We start from the raw sequence: 14,524 nt of genomic DNA on the forward strand, positions 1-14,524 counted from the left end.
GGAAAAACAAAACTTCTAAAAGTAGAATGACAGAAAGTAAAAAGATTATATTACTCATAACCTTTGACAATTGGGGATACAACCAATATATTGCAGATGCTTTGGAAGAGAAATCTCATACGGTAAAACACATTAATTTTCATCAATTCCAATATCAATATCCCAGCGCTGGGCATAAGATATTTAATTTTTTCACTAAAAATTTGGGAATTGCAAATCTGAAATACATCCATTACCATAAGGTGATCTTGAAAGAACTGGAAAACATCAAAAATATTGACACTTCGATTTTCATCAAGGCTGATTTTCTTTCTCCGAAAACAATTCGGGAGATAAATGCGCGTTCAAAAAAATCGGTCTTGATCATCAGTGATTCTATCAACAGATATCCTAAGACGAAAAACATACTGCATCTTTTCGATCGTGTCTTTTCCTTTGAGAAAAAAGATTGCGAACGTTACAAATTGGACTTCAAAACCAATTTTATTTACAAATATATCGAAGAGGCAAAAACAAATCTTAAACATAAGGTATTCAACATCAGCTCGTTTGACAAAAGATTTCCTATATTTCAAAAAATAGCAAGATGTTTGGCAGAGAAAAAAATCGATTATAAGATCATCATTTTTACCAATAAAAATATTGATGATCCCTATTTGGAATTCTCAAAAAAACCTTTGTCAATATCAGAGATCAATAAGATCATGCAAGATTCAGAGGTCTTGTTGGATATCCACAGAGATTGCCAGCAAGGTTTGAGTTTCCGTGTCTTTGAAAGCTTAGGTTTCCAGAAGAAACTGGTAACCACCAACAAAGATATCGTTAACTATGATTTCTACAATCCCCAAAACATCTTTGTCATCAAAGATATCAACGACATCAATATTCCAGAACATTTTTTCAAAAGCCCTTACATTGCTGTTTCAAAGCAGATTATCAATAAATATCTAATAGAAAATTGGGTGGATGAGCTAATTCATTGATCTAATTTTTGGAATTGATTATTAATAATCCCAATTTTGTGTTTTAAATAAACAATTGTACAGTAACAGGTTTTTGCTAAAAATTTAATGATAAATTATAAAAGTCATTCAAAGATCATCATATTTTGTCCACCCAAAAAAGTTACGGGCGGGCCAGAAGCCTTGCACCAGTTATCTCATAAGCTGCATAAAATAGGCCTGAAGAATGTTTTCATGCATTATCTTCCAAAACGGCCAAATCCAAAAGCCGCGAACTATGCTATATATGACTCAAAGGAGATCAACATTGTACAAGATCATCCCGACAATATCATGATCATCCCAGAATCTATGACTTTTCTGATCAAAAAATATCCGAAAAGCCAAAAAATCGTATGGTGGTTGAGTGTAGAATTCTATAAAATATTGGTGGATTACAGAGTAAGGAAACAAAATATTTTCAAGAAATTATTCTACAAACAGTTTGACAAAGAATATCATTTTGAACCTCTACCCAATGTTTTCCATTGGGCACAATCATTCAGGTCAAGTCTATATCTCAAGGAGCATCATATCCCGGAAAGTCAAATCGATCATGTGTGTGATTATATCAATCCTATTTTTCTGCATGATAGTAGACAAATCAAAAAAAACCTTCGCAACAATAAAATTTTGTATAATCCAAAGAAGGGAAAAGAGGAGATTGCTTTGCTAATCCAGAATTCGCCCGAATTGGAATGGGTTCCGATTCAAAACATGACTGCAGATCAAATCAAAGAATTGATGTCACAATCATTGCTTTATGTTGATTTTGGAGAAAATCCGGGACGTGACAAGATGCTAAGAGAATCTGTTTCTCAGGATTGTTGCATTGTCTCCGGAAAAAATGGATCATCAAAATACTATGAAGACCTGATGATCCCAGATGACTATAAATTTGAATTTAGTGAAGACATAATCACTGAAATCATTTCTAAAATAAAGGCAATTTTGGAAAACTATCAGGGGCATATTGCAGATTTTATCATTTACAAAAATGAAGTGATGAAGGAAGAGATTGTTTTTGAGGATAAGTTGAAAGAAATTTTCAAGTTATGAATCCAAGGAAAATTACCATCATCTACCCGTTTGCATATGGTTATATTGACCTGGTTGTTAAGGAATTGAAATCACATTCGAATATTACTGTAACAGAGATCAAGACCGACACTATTAAATATCAATATCCAAATCCTTTTGCAAAAACCTGGAATGGCATCACAAAACTTTTTGGAAAGAACATCAAGAAAGAATATTTCAGGAATCAAATACTTGGTCAAGTTAGGGAGAAACAGGATATTACATTCATTATACGACCTGATCTTTTTGACGTTTCTTTGTTGGAAAAACTAAAAAAAAAGACTGAAAATTTCATTGCTTACTATTACGATAGTTGTAAAAAGTATCCAAAACAGGTGGATCTAATTCCTTTTTTTGATGAGATCTATTCTTATGAAAATGAAGATATAGAGAAATATAACTTTATTGAGACTTCAAATTTCATCTACGATGAATCGATTGTAACAGAAGATATTAGATATGATATTTTTAATATTTCATCTTATGATTCCAGAATCGATGAGATCAACAGGATTGCAAATGCTTTATCTGATGCGGGACTCAAAATCTATTTCATATTATTCTACTTCAAAAAATTATCGTTTCCCAATCTTATTTCTGTCACAGAATATCTTTCTCTTAAAGAAACAAAAAAACTGATTTCTGAGTCCAGATCTATGCTTGATGTCCAGCGAATTGACCAGAATGGCTTATCTTTTCGTACATTTGAAAGTCTCGGTTATCGAAAAAAGTTGATCACAACCAACAAAATGGTAAGGGAATACGACTTCTATCATCCGAATAATATTCTTGTTATCAACAGTAATAAAATTGACACAAACGAAATAAAAGACTTTTTGAGATTACCTTATGTGGAAATTCCGCAAGACATCCTCAAGAAATACAATTTGAAAAGTTTCACAGAAAAAATATTCAAGATCTAAGATGGGAATTAAAAGAAAAATAAAGAATTACATTCACATTAAAAAGCATTATCCGCTCTCGGAAAAAATAATTGCTCACGATGTAGAAAAAAAAACAATCTTGATTGTTGAGAGTCAGATTCCCACTTTTGATAAAGATTCTGCATCTAACAGGATCACTGAGATTGCGAAATTTTTAGCAAAGCATTATAACGTTTATCTAATGGATTGGCGAAAAGCAATCCCTGACGTAGATTCCAAAAAATATATCCGAAACCTCAATGACCATAATGTAATTGTTTACACGCCTTTCATTAATAAATTTGGTATTTTGAAAGGTAAGAAACATTTCATCAATGATCTACTTCCCAAGATTGATCATGTCTGGTGTCACAGACCCGAACTTTTCGAATATTATCTGGATTTTTTCAGAAGCAAGGCTCCAAAAGCGAAAATAATCTACGACATGGTAGATATCCACTACTTGAGAATGGAAAGAGGTCTTGAGATAAAATATGATAAGAAAAGAGCAAAAGAAGTAGAATATTATAAACATATTGAAACAGAACTTAGTAAAAAGGCGGACAAAATCGCAGTGATCAGTGACAAAGAGAAAGAATTCATGAGGGCTTTTGTAAACGAGTCAAAACTTTTCACTGTAAGCAATGTCCATAATCTGAAAGTCAAACCGGAAGACATGCCTGGTTTTGAAAAAAGAAGCGGCATCTTTTTCATCGGCACTTTTTTACATGACCCGAATGTAGATGCGGTAGAAATTTTGCATCAAAAAATAATGCCTTTGGTTTGGAAAACGTTACCTGATCTGAAAATCTCGATCATTGGTTCAGAAGCTCCAGAGTCCATTTTAAAAATGAATTCCGAGAGGTTCGAAGTGGTTGGCTATGTTGAAGACATCATTCCGTACTATAAAAAATGTTTTGCATCTGTCTCTCCTTTAAGATTTGGCGCAGGTGTGAAAGGAAAGATAGGGCAAGCTTTGGAATATACACTTCCTGTTTTGACGACCGAAATCGGGGCAGAAGGTATGTTTCTTCAAAACGGGTCAACTGCACTAATTGCAGGAAATGATGATTATCAGACATTCGCAGATAATATTATTAAGATCTGTACAGATAAAAATACCTGGGAAAAGCTACACAACAATTCTGAAAAAGCCATTTTTCCGTTTTCTATTGAGGCTCAGAAAGAAGAGATCTTTCAAATGTTAAAATAATATTGCATGCACAAATTAATTCTATTTATTAAGAGTTATCGTCCCGATTTTAACAATACTGAAAATTTACTGAAATCGATTCAAAAGTACAATTGCGATAATATACCTGTCTATCTTTCTGTTAATGATATTGATTATGACTATTTCAAAGAAAATTTGAAATATCCTACTGCGAAAATATTGAGAGATAGCGAAATATTCGAATATCCTCCCGATGATGGTTGGAGATATCAGCAAATCATTAAGTCTAATCTTTATCGTTTAAATATTTGCGAAAATTATCTTTGCATAGATTCGGACTCAGAATTTATCAGAAACTTTTATTATTCTGATTTTATGTATAATGAGAGTACACCTTATACCATCATGCACGAATCAAAAGGGTTTTTAGAAACTATGGAAAACATAGGGATAGATTCTGAAAATATATTTTTCAAAGAAGCATTACGAATTACCAGACCTTTTTTTGGAAATACTGGAAAGGAATGGGATTATGGTCCGTCACCCTATCTTTGGAATTGCAATGTATGGAGACATTTCAATGAAGTTTTTTTAAAAAATCAAAATATCAGTTTTATCGATTTTTTTAATAAAATAGACAAAAAAACACCACCCTCGGAATGTGTTATTTATGGAGAGTATCTACTTAAAACAAAACTAATTGATATTTTACCAATCGAAGGGCTTTTTAAAGTTTATCATTATCAGAAACAGTTTAAGTTAGAGAAGAAATTTCATAACCTAGAAAAGTTGAAAAAAAATTACATCGGGATCATCTTTCAAAGTAACTGGTCAAATAGAAGAAAAAAATGGTATAAGTTTTTATAAATGCAGGATGAAATAATTTCTTCAACTCGATTCTAACTGTCAAAATAAAAAATGGCTTTTATTTTTTTTATAAAACTCCAAAAAATCATTAGATCATAAACGAAAAAGCCGTTTTACAAAAATGTAGAACGGCTTTTTTATTTAATCTTACTCTCTATCATACTCATCCTCCAATCTCACAATATCGTCTTCACCAAAGTAAGTTCCTGTCTGTACTTCTATGAAAACAACTGGTTTGTCTGTAAGATTCATGATTCTATGTTTTGCTCCTAATGGGATGAAGATACTCTGTCCGTAAGCCAAAGGAATCTCTTCGCCGTCCAGAACGATTGTTGCATTACCTTCGATAATTGTCCACTGTTCCTGTCTTTTGTGATGGAACTGGTAAGATAATTTCTGCCCAGGATTGACTTCAATCCTTTTCAATTTATAATGAGGTTCATCTGCTAACACAAAATATTTCCCCCAAGGTCTTTCGCCTATTTCTAACATCGTTTTTATTTTAATTAACAAAAATAGTATTTCGAAAAAGATTAACCAAATTCAAAAGGCAAAATGCTCAGAATTTCTTAATTTTGCACCACAATTTTTTAGTCGTTCAGATGGCTTTTAAAAATCAATATTAATTATGAAAAAAGTAAGAGTGCGATTTGCACCCAGCCCAACAGGCGCTTTACATCTTGGAGGTGTACGAACTGCTTTGTATGATTATCTTTTCACTAAGAATCAAGGCGGTGAATTTGTTCTTAGAATCGAAGATACAGATACGGCAAGATATGTAGAAGGTGCTGAAGATTATATCATGAATTCTCTGGAGTGGTGCGGAATCATTCCTGACGAAAGCCCAAGAGTTGGCGGACCATACGCACCTTACAGACAATCTGAAAGAAGAGACATCTACGACAGATACAAAGAGCAGATCCTAAAAACAGATTATGCGTACTTGGCTTTTGACACGCCAGAGGAATTGGATGCGATCCGTAAAGACTTCGAAGCGAAAGGTGATGTTTTCTCGTACAATCATCAGACCAGACAACAACTTAAAAATAGCATTTCTCTTTCTCAGGAAGAAGTTCAGAAATTATTGGATGCAAATGTTCCCTATGTAGTTCGTTTCAAAATGCCGGTTGACAGAACTTTGAATCTTCAGGATATCATCAGAGGAAATTTTTCAGTAAATACAAATACTTTGGATGACAAGGTTTTAATTAAAAATGACGGAATGCCAACTTACCATTTTGCGAATGTAGTTGATGATTTCGAAATGAAAATCTCTCATGTGATCCGAGGTGAAGAATGGCTACCATCGATGCCTTTGCACGTTTTACTATATGAGGCAATGAATTGGGAAGCTCCGGAATTCGCTCACTTATCATTAATTTTAAAACCAGAAGGTAAAGGAAAATTAAGCAAAAGAGATGGCGCAAAATTCGGATTTCCGGTTTTCCCTATGAATTTCAAAGATCCTGAAAGCGACGAGATCTGGAAAGGCTACAAGGAATCCGGTTATTTTCCGGAAGCTTTTATTAATATGACAGCTCTTCTAGGCTGGACACCTGCAAATGACAGAGAAATCGTTTCTATGGACGAGATGATCGCTGAATTTGACCTTCATAAAGTTCATAAAGCGGGCGCAAGATTCGATCCTCAGAAAGCAAAATGGTTTAACCAGGAATATCTTAAAACTAAATCTAATGAAGAAGTTTTAGAATTATTAAAAGAAGTTGAAGAAGTAAAAGCTTTAAATATTTCTGATGATAAACTTTTGAAAATCGTTTCATTGATGAAAGAAAGAGCAACATTCGTCATTGATATTTACAACGATGGAAAATTCTTCTTTGAGGCGCCAACTTCTTACGACGAAAAAGCATTGAAGAAAGCCTGGAACGATACAACTTCTGCTATTTTAAAAGACTTTGCCGCTAAATTGGAAACTTCAGAATTTGATCCTGAAACTTTGAAAGAAGCCATCCATCATTTTGCTGAAGAACATTCTTTGGGAATGGGGAAAGTCATGATGCCACTTCGATTAGCATTAGTTGGTGAATTGAAAGGACCTGACGTTCCTGATATTATGAACATTATCGGCAAAGAAGAAACTTTGAAAAGGATAGAAAAAGCAATTGGCTCAAATTAATTACCTTTTTCAAAATCGATTTATAAAAAAAACATTATTTTTGAGGGTTTAATCCAAACAAAACATGGAATATTTAGAATTTGAACAACCTGTAAAGGAATTGATAGATCAGTACGAAAAATGTGTGCAACTTGGTACAGAAAGCGGCATTGATGTAGATGAATCCTGCAAAAAGATCAAAACAAAAATAGAAGAAACTAAGAAAAAAATATACGGAAACCTGACGCCTTGGCAAAGAGTTCAGTTATCGAGACATCCGGATAGACCTTACACGCTTGATTACATCAACGGTTTGGCAGATGAAGGTAGTTTTGTGGAACTTCACGGTGACAGAAACTTCGGTGACGACCCAGCAATGATCGGCGGAATTGCCAGCATCAGTGGAAACACAGTCATGCTTATCGGAACTCAGAAAGGAAGAACGACCAAAGAACGCCAGCACAGACGTTTCGGAATGTCGAATCCTGAGGGATACAGAAAGGCTTTACGTTTGATGAAGTTAGCAGAGAAATTCAACATCCCTGTGGTAACTTTGATCGACACACCTGGTGCATATCCAGGATTGGAGGCTGAAGAGCGTGGACAAGGTGAAGCGATTGCCAGAAACATCTTCGAAATGTGTTCTCTTAAAGTGCCAATCATAACGATTATCATTGGTGAAGGTGCAAGTGGTGGCGCATTGGGAATTGGTGTTGGGAACAAAGTTTACATGATGGAAAACACCTGGTATTCTGTGATCTCTCCGGAAAACTGTTCAGCGATCCTTTGGAGAAGCTGGGAATACAAAGAAACGGCTGCAACGACAATGAAGTTGACAGCGGAAGATATGCTGAAACAAGAATTGATAGACGGCATCATTCCAGAGCCATTAGGAGGTGCGCATTATGACGCTGCGACTACTTATGAAAATGTGAAGAAAGTGCTGTTAAAAGACATTAAAACATTATCTAAGCAAGCGCCAGAGAAATTGGTGAACGACCGTCAGGAGAAATTCATTGCGATGGGAGAATTCAAAGGGTAACAGTTGGCAATTTGCTTTTGGCTTAACACCTTTTAAACCTAATAAAATATAACCCTTTCAGAGTTTGAAACTTTGGAAGGGTTTTTATTTGTCTATATATGAATGAATGGAAATCTTGAATTCGTAAAACCAATGTTCAATATTGCGAAGCTGCAGCCCGACTTGAGTGGAGCTCTTTTTTGGATTGGGAAAAGCCTTGGCAAAAAAAGCGGGAACGGAAGGCGGAAATAGCTGCCCAAATAATTTTAAAGATTTAAATCAATTCAATTATAAATACAAAAAAAGCGGCTTCAAAATTTGAAACCGCTTTTCTATTTTAGATAAAATCCTTCAATTATTCAGCATCGAAATCAGCATCTGCGTCTGCAGAAACTTTTTCGCCTTCTTCTTTAGATTTTTCTTTGTCTGCTTTTCTTTGAGATAAACCTTCTTTGATAGATTCTGAAACTACGCTCAACAACATATCAATAGATTTGGAAGCATCATCATTTCCTGGGATTACGAAATCCACTTTTCTTGGATCTGAGTTGGTATCTACGATACCGAAAACTGGGATACCCAATTTTTTAGCTTCAGTCACTGCGATGTGCTCTCTCATAATGTCAACTACAAAAATAGCTGAAGGAAGACGAACCATGTCTGAGATAGAACCTAAGTTTTTCTCAAGATTTGCTCTTTGACGATCCACTTGTAGTCTCTCTTTTTTGGATAAAGTTTCGAAAGTACCGTCTTTCTTCATTTTATCGATAGAGTTCATTTTCTTAACTGCTTTTCTGATAGTTACAAAGTTGGTAAGCATACCACCTGGCCATCTTTCTGTAATATAAGGCATGTTAAGTTCAGCAGCGTGTTTTGCTACTACTTCTTTCGCTTGCTTTTTAGTAGCCACGAAAAGAACTTTTTTACCTGCAGAAGTTAATTTTTCCAAAGCTACACAAGCCTCGTCCAATTTAACAGCTGTTTTATGTAAATCTACGATGTGAATACCGTTTTTCTCCATGAAAATGTATGGAGCCATATTTGGATTCCACTTTCTAGTCATGTGACCGAAGTGTACGCCAGCCTCTAAAAGGTCTTTTACATTTGCTTTTGCCATGTTTTCTTGTTTTTTGTTAGTTTACTTTCCGCTTTTCCGCAATCAACTTTACTTTAGATGGGAGTAAAGTTTGGATGCTAAACGTAACGGGCAATATTTTGTTGATAAATAGAACCAAGAGTCGAGAACCAAGAAGAAAACATAAAGTCCTGAATCTTGTGTCTGAAATCTTGAATCCTGAAATTAACGTTTTGAGAACTGGAATCTCTTTCTTGCTTTTTTCTGACCGAATTTCTTTCTCTCAACCATTCTTGCATCTCTAGTAAGCAATCCGTGTGGCTTAAGAACCAAACGATATTCCTCATTGATCGCGCATAATGCTCTAGAAACTCCTAGTCTGATAGCCTCAGCTTGTCCAGTGATCCCTCCTCCGAAAACATTCACTTTAAGATCATATTGATCAACAGTTTCTGTCAACAAAAATGGCTGATTCACTTTATAAACCAAAACATCCGTACAGAAATAAGTTTTAGCATCTTTACCGTTTATGCTAATAACGCCAGTTCCTGGCTTAACAAAAACTCTTGCAACAGAAGTTTTTCTTCTTCCGATTTTGTGTACTGTAGACATATTAATTATTTGAATTCGTTAACATTGATTACTTTAGGCTGCTGAGCTTCATGTTTGTGTTCTGTTCCTTCATATAAATAAAGGTTTTTGAACAAAGCAGAACCTAGTCTGTTTTTAGGAAGCATCCCTTTGATAGATCTTTCCAAAACTTTCAGTTCGTCTTTTTTCTTAAGCTCCTCAGCAGTCATAAACTTCTGACCACCAGGATATCCTGTATGCCAGATGTAAGTTTTATCTGCCCACTTGTTTCCGGAAAGTGTAACTTTCCCAGCGTTCAAAACGATCACATTGTCTCCGCAATCTGCGTGAGGTGTGAAGTTCGTTTTGTGCTTACCTCTCAAAATCTTTGCAACGGTAGAAGCTAATCTTCCCAACGGTTGCCCAGCAGCGTCTACAACAACCCATTCTTTATTTGCTGTAGCCTTGTTTGCCGATACTGTTTTGTAACTTAATGTATTCACAATTTATCGTTTACGATTAAACATAATTTTCCCTTACGGGTGTGCAAAGGTAGCAAAATTTTTTCGCCTGAAAAATTTATCTGTAAAAAAGATTTTAAATTTCTAATAATTAATGAGTTATTGATCCAGATTTATTCTGAAGTCTTTAAAATTAATTAATATGAAGTCTATTATATAAGTGTCCTTTTTTATATTTTTGGTGAAAATTCTAAAATGAGCCACGGAAAACTGAGAGAAGAAAAAGACTGCCTGAATTGCGGACATACAGTTGAGGAAAAGTACTGCCCCAATTGTGGACAGCAAAACATCCAGACCAGACAGCCTTTTCATTATCTGTTCACGCATTTTGTAGAAGACTTTACGCATTACGACGGGCAATTCTGGGGAACTCTCAAAAACCTGCTCTTCAAACCCGGGAAACTCACGACCACTTATCTGGAAGGAAAACGTCAGATATTTGTTCCGCCAGTTAAGCTATACATATTTGTCAGTTTCATCACGTTCTTCCTTTTTGCTTTATTTCCGCCGTTCAATATCAATTTTGAAGGAAAGGGATCCTCTAAATTATTACCTCAAAAAAGCAAAATCACCGAATTACAGAAAGCCATTACCGATGCTAGGGCTAAGGAAAAACTAGAATATAAGGACAGTCTATATATTAATAAACTCAACGCTGTCCTCCAGGATTCTGCCAAACTAAATGAGATAGAGGGGACATTTGACATGAACAAGTCTTTGGATGACGACATAAAAGTTTCTGGGTACAACAACAAAAAGTCTTTTGATTCTGCAGCTGCAAAAAACCCGTCATCTTTTGATTTTATAAATATTCCATTTGCCCATAAATATTTCGAGCTCAAAGAAAAAGGGATTAAAAAAGGCGATATTCTTAAAAAATTATTCGAAACCTCTTTTCACAATCTTCCAAAAGCACTTTTCATCTACCTGCCGATTTTCGCCTTGTTTTTATGGATATTCCATAATAAGAAGAAATGGTGGTATTTTGACCACGGTATTTTCACCTTACATTACTTTGCGTTTTTACTTCTTAACATTCTGATTTTTTCGTTCCTGAACAAATTAACAGACTTTACTGACATTGGTTTTATTAATGGACTCATCCGTTTTATAATGTTAGTTTTTATGATTTACAGTGCAGTCTATTTCTTCATAGCACATCGCAGAGTATATCATTCTCACGGCGTCGTCAGTTTAATCATCGGCTTTATACTGTTTTCAATCAATTTGACCGCATTCTTATTCTTAGTTGTTGGACTGGGAATGATAAGTTTCCTGATGATTCATTAAACAAAATAAAAAAGCCAGATTTCCTAAGAAGTCTGGCTTTTTAAATTATATAATTAAGTTTAATACCTCAACGATTTGCTTTCCCTAAAACTCGCTATCATATAATAAGCTACGAAAACTGTAGAAAATTTGATGATGGAGGAAATCGCAGTCTCAAAATCAAAACGAATCAATCCTAAAACAACAAGGAAAATAATGCCTATAAAGGAAATTCCCATTTTCTTTGGCAAAGCCCAATCCGGATGGTCAACGAAATAAGCCAATCCCCAACCGATTCCAAAAGCAGAAGCCACATAAAGTTCTACCCAAAAATCCACTGGACTTCCCGTAAGACGTCTCAAGAAAAAACTAATTAACGTTCCGACCACAAAATACATCAGCGCTTTTACCATTTCAAATCATTTTTGCAAAAGTAAGAATTGTAAATTTTATAATGTCTCGAAACCACAAAATAAAATCAAATTAGAAATATTTCCAAAAGAGCAAAAAAGGAAAGGTTTTAATTTCACTCATCTTTTTTGAACTTTTGAAAAGCTAAAAACAATATCGCTTTGGTGACTTTTGTGGTTTAAAATTAAAATCAATCAACACCAAAATCTCCTCAACAAAATTCCTTAGATTTGTGTAAACGATATTTTTATGCGCGAAGTTCGGCTGAATTCTATTCTGGATAATGACTTTTACAAAATCACAATGCAAAATGCAGTCGTGAAATTATTTACCAACGAAATTGTAAAATACGAATTCATCAACCGCGGAAAGCACGAGTTTCCGGAAGGTTTTGCAGACGAACTCAGAAAATCTGTCAACGCAATGGCAGAACTGAAACTTACCAAGGACGAAAAAAAATACCTGAAAGTTACCTGCCCTTATCTAGCCCTTCCCTACCTCGATTTTCTGGAAGGTTTTCATTACGACCCTTCCGAAGTGAAGATTGAACAAATCGGCAATGAACTGAAAGTTTCCGTCGAAGGACTTTGGTACAGAACGATTCTTTGGGAAGTTCCTTTGCTGGCACTTATTAGTGAACTGCATTACGAAATGAATCATCTGGAAAGGCAAACCAACGAAGAAGTCATTGACAAAACCGTGGAAAAAGCCGTACATCTCACAGAACTTGGTGTTCCGTTTGCTGAGTTTGGGACTCGAAGAAGACATTCCTACAAAGTTCATAGACTGGTAATGGATGCTTTGATTCAGGACAAGAAATCAACTTTCACTGGAACTTCGAATGTTCATTTAGCAATGCTTTACAATGTAAAACCAATCGGTACACACGCGCACGAATGGTTTATGTTTCACGCGGCGGAATTTGGTTTCAAGATGGCGAATTCTATCGCGTTGGAAAATTGGGTGGATGTTTACCGTGGTGATTTGGGTGTTGCGCTTTCCGATACTTATACCACGGAAGTTTTCTTCCAACAGTTTGATAAAAAATTTGCGAAGTTGTTTGACGGCGTTCGTCACGACAGCGGCGACCCTTTGGAATTTGCGGACAAAACGATTGCGCATTATCAGAAACAAGGCATCAATCCACTATTCAAATACATCATTTTCTCAGATGGTTTGAATCTCGAGAAAGTGGAAGAAATCACGAATTACTGCAAAGGAAGAATCGGAATCTCTTTCGGAATCGGAACCAATCTTACGAATGACGTTGGACTCAAACCAATGAACATCGTGATGAAACTCATCAGCGTAAAAGGCATTAATAATGAATGGATTCCAACCGTGAAACTCTCCGACGAAAAAGGAAAATATACTGGCGACCCGAAAATGATCGAGTTGGCGAAGGAGTTTTTGAGGATTAAGTAAAATGTAAACAAATCAAAGAAGTCCATTAAAATGACAACTTTTCCAGTAACAGCTTCAACATTATCAGAAACAGATTTAGGAAATTTTATTAAAGAAAAATATCGATTTAATGAAAATTCTGAGTGTAAGCTGTTCCGAACTGGCGTAAATCACACTTACTTTTTGTCAGACTCCCAAAGTAAATTTGTTATCAGGGTTTATTGTCATCAATGGAGAACGAAAATAGAAATCCAAGAGGAATTAGAACTTTTAAAGTTACTTCAAAACCATAATCTTTCGATTTCATTTCCAATTCCTGATAAGGCGGGAAATTACATTCAGGAAATAAATGCGCCGGAAGGACTTCGATATGCTGTTGTTTTCTCATTTGCAGAAGGCGAAAAAATGAGATTTATGACCAATGAAACCTGCTTTGCCATTGGTTCACTTATAGCTAAAATCCATAATATTACAGCAACAAAAAAAATCGAAAGGATAAATTACGATTCTGATGTTCTTTTGAATAAACCTTGTGATTATCTGAAATCTTATTTTTCTGAAGATTTGGACGAAATGAAATATCTGAAGGAAATTAGTGCCAATATATCCGGGAATTTTAAAGAAAGTAATTTGTCTGAAAATCAAAAAGGAATTGTACATCTGGATATTTGGTACGATAATTTGAGTGTTAATTCCAACAATGAAATTACCATTTTCGACTTTGATAATTGTGGAAACGGATTGCTAATTTTAGACATTGGCTATTTCTGCAAACAATTATTTTTTATTGAATCTGACAAAAAAGTATATGAATCAAAAGTTGAAAGTTTCTTGAATGGCTACAGAAAAGAGAGAAATCTGTCGGATAATGAACTTAAATTGATTCCGGCCGCTGGAGCATCAATTTTTGTATTTTATCTTGGTGTTCAGGCTCAGAGATTTGATTGGTCCAATATATTTTTTACTGAAAACTATCTTAAAATGTTTGTTGGGAGAATAAAAAATTGGATAGACTATTACGAGGCTAATGAAGAAACAATAACTACAAATGGTTTAGCGTGACGCCTATTTTTCATTAATCATTCCACTTCT

Annotated in this window: 15 protein-coding genes; 10 read left to right on the forward strand and 5 right to left on the reverse strand. The window is 34.9% G+C overall.

The window, feature by feature from the left end:
* Nucleotides 1-26 precede the first annotated feature (26 nt).
* From AXA65_RS16700 to AXA65_RS16720, 5 genes are all read left to right on the forward strand, one after another.
* A complete protein-coding gene (locus tag AXA65_RS16700; RefSeq protein WP_063971188.1) occupies nucleotides 27-983 on the forward strand; it encodes a hypothetical protein in 957 nt (318 codons plus the stop codon).
* 87 nt (nucleotides 984-1,070) lie between these two features.
* Nucleotides 1,071-2,060: a hypothetical protein gene (locus tag AXA65_RS16705; RefSeq protein WP_063971189.1), complete on the forward strand. Its 990-nt coding sequence runs from the start codon at nucleotides 1,071-1,073 to the stop codon at nucleotides 2,058-2,060.
* Nucleotides 2,057-3,004, forward strand: coding sequence for a hypothetical protein (locus tag AXA65_RS16710; RefSeq protein ID WP_063971190.1), 948 nt, complete (start codon nucleotides 2,057-2,059; stop codon nucleotides 3,002-3,004). The genes AXA65_RS16705 and AXA65_RS16710 overlap by 4 nt, the downstream gene beginning before the upstream one ends.
* 1 nt (nucleotide 3,005) lies before the next feature.
* A complete protein-coding gene (locus AXA65_RS16715) occupies nucleotides 3,006-4,217 on the forward strand; it encodes a glycosyltransferase family 4 protein (protein ID WP_063971191.1) in 1,212 nt (403 codons plus the stop codon).
* A 6-nt stretch (nucleotides 4,218-4,223) separates the two neighbouring features.
* Nucleotides 4,224-5,045, forward strand: coding sequence for a DUF6492 family protein (locus AXA65_RS16720; protein ID WP_063971192.1), 822 nt, complete (start codon nucleotides 4,224-4,226; stop codon nucleotides 5,043-5,045).
* Between the two features lie 147 nt (nucleotides 5,046-5,192).
* On the opposite strand, the gene AXA65_RS16725 is transcribed toward AXA65_RS16720, so the two are convergent.
* Nucleotides 5,193-5,537: a phosphomannose isomerase type II C-terminal cupin domain gene (locus tag AXA65_RS16725; protein WP_063971193.1), complete on the reverse strand. Its 345-nt coding sequence runs from the start codon at nucleotides 5,535-5,537 to the stop codon at nucleotides 5,193-5,195.
* 136 nt (nucleotides 5,538-5,673) lie between these two features.
* On the opposite strand from AXA65_RS16725, the gene gltX reads away from it, so the two are divergent.
* Together gltX and AXA65_RS16735 are read left to right on the forward strand one after the other, a co-directional pair.
* Nucleotides 5,674-7,182, forward strand: a complete 1,509-nt coding sequence (gene gltX / locus AXA65_RS16730; protein WP_063971194.1) for a glutamate--tRNA ligase — start codon at nucleotides 5,674-5,676, stop codon at nucleotides 7,180-7,182.
* A gap of 64 nt (nucleotides 7,183-7,246) precedes the next feature.
* Nucleotides 7,247-8,203: an acetyl-CoA carboxylase carboxyltransferase subunit alpha gene (locus AXA65_RS16735; protein ID WP_063971195.1), complete on the forward strand. Its 957-nt coding sequence runs from the start codon at nucleotides 7,247-7,249 to the stop codon at nucleotides 8,201-8,203.
* A gap of 334 nt (nucleotides 8,204-8,537) precedes the next feature.
* Here the strand turns inward: AXA65_RS16735 and rpsB are convergent, their stop codons facing one another.
* From rpsB to rplM, 3 genes are all read right to left on the reverse strand, one after another.
* Nucleotides 8,538-9,299, reverse strand: a complete 762-nt coding sequence (rpsB, locus tag AXA65_RS16740; protein ID WP_028121230.1) for a 30S ribosomal protein S2 — start codon at nucleotides 9,297-9,299, stop codon at nucleotides 8,538-8,540.
* A gap of 183 nt (nucleotides 9,300-9,482) precedes the next feature.
* The gene (gene rpsI, locus AXA65_RS16745; RefSeq protein WP_034969720.1) at nucleotides 9,483-9,869 is read right to left on the reverse strand and encodes a 30S ribosomal protein S9; all 387 of its coding nucleotides are present in this window, start codon (nucleotides 9,867-9,869) and stop codon (nucleotides 9,483-9,485) included.
* Between the two features lie 5 nt (nucleotides 9,870-9,874).
* A complete protein-coding gene (gene rplM / locus AXA65_RS16750) occupies nucleotides 9,875-10,330 on the reverse strand; it encodes a 50S ribosomal protein L13 (protein WP_028121232.1) in 456 nt (151 codons plus the stop codon).
* A 213-nt stretch (nucleotides 10,331-10,543) separates the two neighbouring features.
* Between rplM and AXA65_RS16755 the strand changes: the two genes are divergently transcribed.
* On the forward strand, nucleotides 10,544-11,638 hold the full coding sequence (locus AXA65_RS16755; protein ID WP_063971196.1) for a DUF3667 domain-containing protein: 1,095 nt from the start codon (nucleotides 10,544-10,546) through the stop codon (nucleotides 11,636-11,638).
* Between the two features lie 59 nt (nucleotides 11,639-11,697).
* Here AXA65_RS16755 and AXA65_RS16760 read toward each other — a convergent pair whose 3' ends face one another.
* Entirely contained in the window at nucleotides 11,698-12,030 is a 333-nt protein-coding gene (locus tag AXA65_RS16760; protein ID WP_063971197.1) for a hypothetical protein, read from the reverse strand.
* A gap of 247 nt (nucleotides 12,031-12,277) precedes the next feature.
* Between AXA65_RS16760 and pncB the strand changes: the two genes are divergently transcribed.
* Complete coding sequence (pncB, locus tag AXA65_RS16765; protein WP_034976347.1) at nucleotides 12,278-13,453, forward strand: nicotinate phosphoribosyltransferase; 1,176 nt, start codon at nucleotides 12,278-12,280, stop codon at nucleotides 13,451-13,453.
* Between the two features lie 30 nt (nucleotides 13,454-13,483).
* Entirely contained in the window at nucleotides 13,484-14,494 is a 1,011-nt protein-coding gene (locus AXA65_RS16770; RefSeq protein WP_063971198.1) for a phosphotransferase, read from the forward strand.
* Nucleotides 14,495-14,524: the final 30 nt, after the last annotated feature.

The sequence above is a fragment of the Chryseobacterium sp. FP211-J200 genome, from assembly GCF_001643375.1.
In the GTDB taxonomy this organism is placed as follows: Bacteria; Bacteroidota; Bacteroidia; order Flavobacteriales; family Weeksellaceae; genus Epilithonimonas; species Epilithonimonas ginsengisoli.

Coding starts and splice junctions, on each gene's coding strand:
- AXA65_RS16700 (WP_063971188.1), top strand. CDS start 27: ATGACAGAAAGTAAAAAGATTATATTACTCATAACCTTTGACAATTGG.
- AXA65_RS16705 (WP_063971189.1), top strand. CDS start 1,071: ATGATAAATTATAAAAGTCATTCAAAGATCATCATATTTTGTCCACCC.
- AXA65_RS16710 (WP_063971190.1), top strand. CDS start 2,057: ATGAATCCAAGGAAAATTACCATCATCTACCCGTTTGCATATGGTTAT.
- AXA65_RS16715 (WP_063971191.1), top strand. CDS start 3,006: ATGGGAATTAAAAGAAAAATAAAGAATTACATTCACATTAAAAAGCAT.
- AXA65_RS16720 (WP_063971192.1), top strand. CDS start 4,224: ATGCACAAATTAATTCTATTTATTAAGAGTTATCGTCCCGATTTTAAC.
- AXA65_RS16725 (WP_063971193.1), bottom strand. CDS start 5,537: ATGTTAGAAATAGGCGAAAGACCTTGGGGGAAATATTTTGTGTTAGCA.
- gltX (WP_063971194.1), top strand. CDS start 5,674: ATGAAAAAAGTAAGAGTGCGATTTGCACCCAGCCCAACAGGCGCTTTA.
- AXA65_RS16735 (WP_063971195.1), top strand. CDS start 7,247: ATGGAATATTTAGAATTTGAACAACCTGTAAAGGAATTGATAGATCAG.
- rpsB (WP_028121230.1), bottom strand. CDS start 9,299: ATGGCAAAAGCAAATGTAAAAGACCTTTTAGAGGCTGGCGTACACTTC.
- rpsI (WP_034969720.1), bottom strand. CDS start 9,869: ATGTCTACAGTACACAAAATCGGAAGAAGAAAAACTTCTGTTGCAAGA.
- AXA65_RS16755 (WP_063971196.1), top strand. CDS start 10,544: ATGAGCCACGGAAAACTGAGAGAAGAAAAAGACTGCCTGAATTGCGGA.
- AXA65_RS16760 (WP_063971197.1), bottom strand. CDS start 12,030: ATGGTAAAAGCGCTGATGTATTTTGTGGTCGGAACGTTAATTAGTTTT.
- pncB (WP_034976347.1), top strand. CDS start 12,278: ATGCGCGAAGTTCGGCTGAATTCTATTCTGGATAATGACTTTTACAAA.
- AXA65_RS16770 (WP_063971198.1), top strand. CDS start 13,484: ATGACAACTTTTCCAGTAACAGCTTCAACATTATCAGAAACAGATTTA.